The sequence below is a fragment of the Actinomyces sp. Z5 genome, from assembly GCF_003287795.1.
GTDB lineage: Bacteria > Actinomycetota > Actinomycetes > Actinomycetales > Actinomycetaceae > Actinomyces > Actinomyces glycerinitolerans.
On the sequence record NZ_QMIN01000088.1, the window covers coordinates 1 to 6,389 of the forward strand.

Consider the following 6,389-nt stretch of genomic DNA (forward strand, 5'->3'; position numbering starts at 1 on the left):
TACGACGAACTCGCTATCCGCTACCAGACCACCACCCACATCGCCAGCACCGCCCGACCAGCACAAACGACTCACACAACACGACCTAGCCCTGGTGCCTAGTCCTGCCCGGCCGTGCTCTGCGGTCGACGTCACTGCTGCGTCGGCAGCAGATCGCGGTAGTCGTAGACGTCCACGAACGTGCTCTCGGAGCCGTCCACGATGTTGACGACGTGGTCCGAGTGCACCTCAACCGGGCCGAGGCTGTCCAGTTCCACGGCCTCGGAACGGTCGGCCGGAACCAGCCAGGTGCCGCGCACCTGCGCGTTGGACAGGGTTGATGCGAGCAGCAGGTTGCCGTCGGAGAACTCCCCGACGATCGCGGCGTCCGGGGTGGGGGCGATGTCTGCCAGGCACTCCACGGACATGTCGCCGAGGGTGACGCGAGCGAGGCCGGCATACAGTGCCGTGTCGGAGATTGTCGGGTACTGGTGGTTGTTGCCCAGCTCGCAGGCGCTGGTGTCGACCTCGACGACGGTGCCCGTATCATCCACCAGCCACAGGTCCTCATCGTGCTTCAGACCCAGGTGCGTGGGGCCGGGGATGAACCGGATGGCGTCACTGTCGGCGGTCAGCAGCTCGGTGGAGCCGAACTGCACGATGTTGTTGCTGCCGTCATTCTTGTCGACGAGTGTGAACAAAGGCACGCTGTTCCACTGGGATACGCCGCTCAATTGGAAGTCGCCCTCAGCCGAGATCAGGTCGCCCCAGGCCGAGCCCGCCAAGGTGAGGTCGGCGTCGACATGCAGCAGGCCGGAGGTCGTCGAGTCGTCCTCCATGACGATAGCGCCCACGAAGTCCTCATTCGTGCGCACGGACACGCCCGCAAGATCGGAGGCGGTGACCATCAGATCCTCGGAGACGGCCCTACCGGTCTCCACGTCCAGCCAGGTGACCTGACCGGACATGGCGTCGGTGTTCCTAAGGATGATGGCGCCGTCCTCGCTCGGCGCGTCCGGGCCGGAGAACCAGACCGAGACGACCCCGATTGCCGGGTCCAGGCTCAACCGCGCCTGCATGTCGGCGGCGCCGTCGGGCACCGCCACGGCTGCGGACCAGGCCTCGGTGCCGTCCCACAGGGTGCGACGTACCGTCAGGTCCGCGGAATCGTCTGTGCGAGGGTCGATGTAGGTGATTCCGAGCTCGTCCGCGCGGACCGTGCCCGATTCGGCCTTGAAACTGAACGTGGTCGCGGTCAGGCCTACCGCCTCGAAATTCGCGTTCCCCACCAAAGGGGCCTGCGTGCCGTAGGTGGCGCGGCTCGGCGAGGCGGCAGCGGAGGAGTCGGCCTCCGTCGCCGTGGGGGAGGAGCATGCCGCCGCGGCGGTCAGGGCGGAGACGGCGACCAGTGCGGTCGTACGGCGGGGGAGACTACGAAGTCGCATCACTCAAGTTCCTGGGTCAATGGCTGAGACAATGGGCAGTAAAACAGCCACGTCACGGTTTCGCAAGCGTTATTTGCTCGGACATTGGCGGAGGTGCGGGAGGCATTGCGGCACGTGACTAGTGCTGGTATCGGCGCGTTTGGGCGCGGGTGTGAGGCGAATCATGGGTAGCGGCGCCGAGGCCGCTTTCTCCTTACGTAAGGCAACCCTTACATTTTCCCTATGAGACGTCCCGTCGCCATCACCCTCGGCGCCGCCGGCCTGGCGGCCGCAGGCGCCGCCCTCGCCGTCACCATCCGCTCGCCGCGTCCGCACGTGCCCGCCGTCGCCGTCGACCAGGGCCGCCACCGCCCGCCCCGCGTGGTCATCGCGGGCGGCGGATACGTCGGCTTCACCACCGCCCGGGCGCTGCGCCGGCGGCTGAACACCGACGAGGTCGAGATCGCCGTCGTCGACCCGCGCCCATACATGACCTACCAGCCCTTCCTGCCGGAGGTCGCGGCCGGCTCCATCCAGCCGCGCCACGTCGTCGCCTCCCACCGCCGCGGCCTGGACGGCATCACGATCCTGACCGGCTCCGTCACCGGCATCGACCACGCCCACCGCAACATCACCATCACGCCCCCGACCCCCGAATCCACGCGCGTGGTCCCCGAGCCCTACCAGCTCGCCTACGACCACCTGGTGCTGGCCCTGGGCGCCGAGGCCCGCACCCTGCCGATTCCCGGCCTGGCCGAGCAGGCCCTCGGCTTCAAGCAGGTGGAGGAGGCCCTGGCCCTGCGCAATCGCGTCCTGTCCAATATCGAGGAGGCCGCCTCCACCTGGGACCACGACCGCCGCCGGCGGTTACTGACCTTCGTGTTCGTGGGCGGCGGCTTCGCCGGCGTGGAGGCGATCGCCGAACTCGAGGACATGGCCCGGGCCGCCGTCGCCAAGATCCCCAGCGTCGAGCAGAGCGATGTGCACTTCGTGCTGGTGGAGGGCACTCGCCGCATCCTGCCGGAACTGACCGAGGAGCTGTCCGGCTACGGCCTGCAGCAGCTGCGCGAGCGCGACATCGACGTGCGCCTGTCCACCTTCCTCAACTCCTGCGTGGACGGGCACGTGGTCCTGTCCGACGGCACCGAGTTCGACGCCGACACCATCGTATGGACCGCCGGCGTCAAGGCCGCCCCGGTGCTGGCCGACTCCGACCTGCCCATCGAGGGGCGCGGGCGCGTCACCACCCTGCCCACCCTGCAGGTGGCCCGCGACGGCGTCGTCGTAGACGGCGCCTGGGCCGCCGGGGACTGCGCGGCCGTGCCCGACCTGACCAGCCAGGACCCGGCCGCCACCTGTGCCCCCACCGCCCAGCACGCCGTCCGCCAGGCGAAGGTACTGGCCGACAATCTGGCCGCCACGCTCGCGGCCGACCCCGATGCGTCGGTGGAGCTGGCCGATTACCGCCACGAGAACCTCGGCACCGTCGCCTCCCTCGGCATCGGCAAGGGGGTGGCTCGCATCCTGGGCCATAACCTGCGCGGTCTGCCGGCCTGGACCGCGCACCGCGGCTACCACGTGTACGCCATGCCCACCCTGAACCGGAAGGTGCGCATCATGATGGACTGGTTCGCCGCCGCCGTATTTCGCCGCGACCTGGCCAGCTTCGGTTCGGTGGCCGCACCGGGCGCCGCCTTCGCCGCCGCCGCGGAGCACGACGCCCGGCTGGCCCAGCAGCGTGCGCGGGCCCAGACGGACGCGACCAAGGAAACAGCGGAGTAGGCAGGCCTTACCGGGGCCGTCGTCCCGAGCGTTCCGGACGCGGCGGGACCGGCAGCGCTGGGGTCGGGACGTCGGCCACGTCCGCGGCGGTGGCAATACCGGTGACCGTGCTCATCTGCTCGCTGGTGCGGCGGGAGAGCCGGTCGGCCAGGCGCTGCGCCGCCCAGGACATGCCGAAGTTGAGCGCCACGAAGATGACGGCCGTGACGATCAGCGACGGGATCAGGTTCGCCTTGGCGCTGCCCAACAGGCTGCCTGCGGCCAGCAGCTCGGAGTAGGTGATGATGTATCCCAGGGCCGTGTCCTTCAGGGCCACGATCAGCTGACTGATCATGGCCGGCATCATCGCCACCAGTGCCTGCGGCAGCTCGATGAGCCGGCGCGAGCGGGCCGGCGTGAGCCCAATCGCCAGGGCCGCCTCACGTTGCCCGGAGGGCAGGGAGTGAATGCCGGAGCGAACCAGTTCGGCCACCACCGACCCGTTGTACAGGGTCAGGGCCGTGACCACGCCCCAGAACGCGGCCGAGGTGGCCGGCACGAAGGACGCCTGGGAGAACATGAAGTAGAAGAACAGCATGAGCACCAGCACGGGAACCGCCCGGAAGAACTCCACCACCACGGTGCTGATCCAGCGCACCGGGCGGGCGTCGGCCAGCCGACCCAGCCCGAAGACCACCCCGAAGACGAAGGCGGCCACCAGCGCCACGGCGGCGGCCCGCAGCGTCGCCCACAGGCCCGGCAGCAGGTAGTCGGTCCAGGCGGAGACGGTCAGGAAGGGCGCCCAGCGGGCGGCGGTGAACTGGTCCTTGGCGGCCAGGGCGACGATCACCCACGCCCCAAGCGCCACCAGCACCACGATGCCGATCGCGTTGCCGATGCGCTCGCGGCGCCGGGCCCGGGGACCGGGCAGGTCGAACAGGAGGGACTGGTCGTTCATCGGGCCACCGCCAGCTTCCGGGACAGAGAGGTTGTGAGCAGTCCGATCGGCAGGACGATGATGGTCCAGCCGATCGCGAAGACGGCGAAGATCGCCAGCAGGTGCTGCGGGGAAAACTCGAACATGTCCGACATCACCGAGGCCGCCTGGGACACGCCCGCGGCCGAGGCGACCGTGGTGTTCTTGGCCAACGCGATCAGGGTGTTGCCCAGCGGGGCCACCGCCCCGCGCAGGGTCTGCGGCAGGATGATCGACCCCATGGTCTGCCCGAAGCCCAGACCGATCGCACGGGCGGCCTCCGCCTGCCCGGGCGGAACGGTGTTCAGCCCCGAGCGCAGCGCCTCGCACACGAAGGTGGCGGTGTACACGCTCAGGCCGATGACCGTCAGCCAGAAGGAGTTGCGTGCCAGCCACTGGTCGCCCCAACGGCCCGAGACGACGATGCCGAGCTGTCCGTACACCCCCAGCGAGCAGGCCAGGATGATCAGGGTCAGCGGGATGTTCATGACGATGTTGGTGAAGGCCGCGGCGAAGCCACGCAGCGAGCCCATCGGACAAACCCGCATGATCATCAGGATGGTGCCGAGCAGGGCGGCGCCGATCGCGGAGAAGAGTGTCAGTTCAATGTTGACGAGGAACGCGCCGAGGACGTCGTACTGGGATAGCAGCTCACCCAATGGCTCTTCCTTTCCTTCCTGCCGATTCCGGGCCGCCTACTCGCACAGCGAGTCGTCGACCGTCGGCGGGTTGAGGGTCGCATCGGGGTCGAAGGCGGTGCCGACGTTGTCCTGAAGCAGCCGGCTCCAGGTGCCCTCGGCGATGATGTCGGTGATCGCCTGGTTGACGGCCAGGCAGCGGTCGGGGTTCCCCTGGGGCAGACCGACGCCGTAGTGCTCCTCGGAGAAGGCGTTGCCGACCACCTGCACCTTGCCCGTGTAATTGTCTTGGGCGGCGAATCCGGCCAGGATGATGTTGTCGGTGGTCACGGCGTCGACGGTGCCGGCGGCCAGGAACTCCACGCACTGGGAGTAGGAGCGTACGGGGAACAGCTGGAGGGTGCCCGTGGAGTAGTTGTCGCGGATCGTCTGGGCGGAGGTGGAGCCCTCCACCGAGCACAGGATGTGGCCATCCATGTCATCGGGACCGGAGATGTCCGAGTCGGAGCGCACCAGCAGGTCCTGCCCGGCGATGAAGTAGGGGCCGGCGAAGGTGATCTTCTCCCGGCGCGCGTCCGTGATCGAGTAGGTGCCGATGACCATGTCCACCTGCCCGTTGCGCAGCATGGTCTCTCGCTGGGCGGAGACGGCCTCCACCCACACGATCTCGTCCTCCTGATAGCCCAGTTTGGCGGCGATGGCCCGGCCCATGTCGACGTCGAAGCCGGTGTACTCCGAGCCGTCCTTGAGGCCCATGCCGGGCTGGTCGAACTTGATGCCGATGCGGATGGAGTGCGCGGAGGTGTCGCCGCCGGAGCAGGCGGCCAGTCCCGTGACGCCCAGGGTCAGCCCCAGGAGGACGGCGAGCACGGCCCGGGCGCGGCGCGCCGGCCGGGAGCGGGGGTGCCGCCGTGCGGGCACATCGCGCGGGCTGCGGCGGCGTGAGTGGTTGAGGGGATGCATGCCGACCTCCTATCGGTGGGCGGTGCTAGTGGTGAGCGGATGCGGGACTTCAGTGGGTGATCAGTTTGGACAGGAAGTCCTGGGCGCGCTCGGTGCGCGGGCTGGTGAAGAACTCGTCGGGGGCGGCCTCCTCGACGATGGCGCCGTCGGCCATGAAGACCACTCGGTCGGCGGCCTGGCGGGCGAAACCCATCTCGTGGGTGACGATGATCATGGTCATGCCCTCCGCGGCCAGCTCCGCCATGACGTCGAGGACCTCCTTGACCATCTCCGGGTCCAGGGCGGAGGTGGGCTCATCGAAGAGCATCACCTTGGGACGCATCGCCAGGGCGCGCGCGATGGCGACGCGCTGCTGCTGCCCGCCGGAGAGCTGCGCCGGGAACTTGTTCGCCTGGGAGTCCACCCCCACGCGCTGCAGCAGTCGGTGTGCCTCCGCCTCGGCCTCCGGCTTGGAGACGCCCCGCACCTTGATGGGGCCCAGCGTGACGTTGTCCAGGATCGTCTTGTTGGCGAACAGGTTGAAGGACTGGAACACCATGCCGACCTCGGCGCGCAGCCGGGCGAGCTCCCTGCCCTCCTGCGGCAGTTCCTGGCCGTCGATGCGGATGGTGCCGGAGTCGATCGACTCCAGCCGGTTGATGGTGCGGC

Annotated in this window: 6 protein-coding genes; 1 reads left to right on the forward strand and 5 read right to left on the reverse strand. The window is 69.0% G+C overall.

The features are described 5' to 3' along the window. Window positions 1-131 precede the first annotated feature (131 nt). Entirely contained in the window at window positions 132-1,424 is a 1,293-nt protein-coding gene (locus DRB06_RS12225; protein WP_108967895.1) for a hypothetical protein, read from the reverse strand. Between the two features lie 222 nt (window positions 1,425-1,646). On the opposite strand from DRB06_RS12225, the gene DRB06_RS12230 reads away from it, so the two are divergent. Continuing rightward, window positions 1,647-3,185: an NAD(P)/FAD-dependent oxidoreductase gene (locus DRB06_RS12230; RefSeq protein ID WP_108967893.1), complete on the forward strand. Its 1,539-nt coding sequence runs from the start codon at window positions 1,647-1,649 to the stop codon at window positions 3,183-3,185. A gap of 7 nt (window positions 3,186-3,192) precedes the next feature. Here DRB06_RS12230 and DRB06_RS12235 read toward each other — a convergent pair whose 3' ends face one another. The 4 genes from DRB06_RS12235 to DRB06_RS12250 all read right to left on the reverse strand — a co-directional run. Then, a complete protein-coding gene (locus tag DRB06_RS12235) occupies window positions 3,193-4,122 on the reverse strand; it encodes an amino acid ABC transporter permease (protein WP_073330622.1) in 930 nt (309 codons plus the stop codon). Continuing rightward, on the reverse strand, window positions 4,119-4,799 hold the full coding sequence (locus DRB06_RS12240; RefSeq protein ID WP_073330619.1) for an amino acid ABC transporter permease: 681 nt from the start codon (window positions 4,797-4,799) through the stop codon (window positions 4,119-4,121). Before DRB06_RS12240 ends, DRB06_RS12235 begins: the two co-directional genes overlap by 4 nt. A gap of 36 nt (window positions 4,800-4,835) precedes the next feature. Then, window positions 4,836-5,741 (reverse strand): glutamate ABC transporter substrate-binding protein, encoded by a 906-nt coding sequence (locus DRB06_RS12245; protein WP_111820095.1) that lies wholly within the window; start codon window positions 5,739-5,741, stop codon window positions 4,836-4,838. A 49-nt stretch (window positions 5,742-5,790) separates the two neighbouring features. Beyond that, on the reverse strand, window positions 5,791-6,389 hold a 599-nt coding region (locus DRB06_RS12250), incomplete at its 5' end, for an amino acid ABC transporter ATP-binding protein (RefSeq protein ID WP_146750884.1).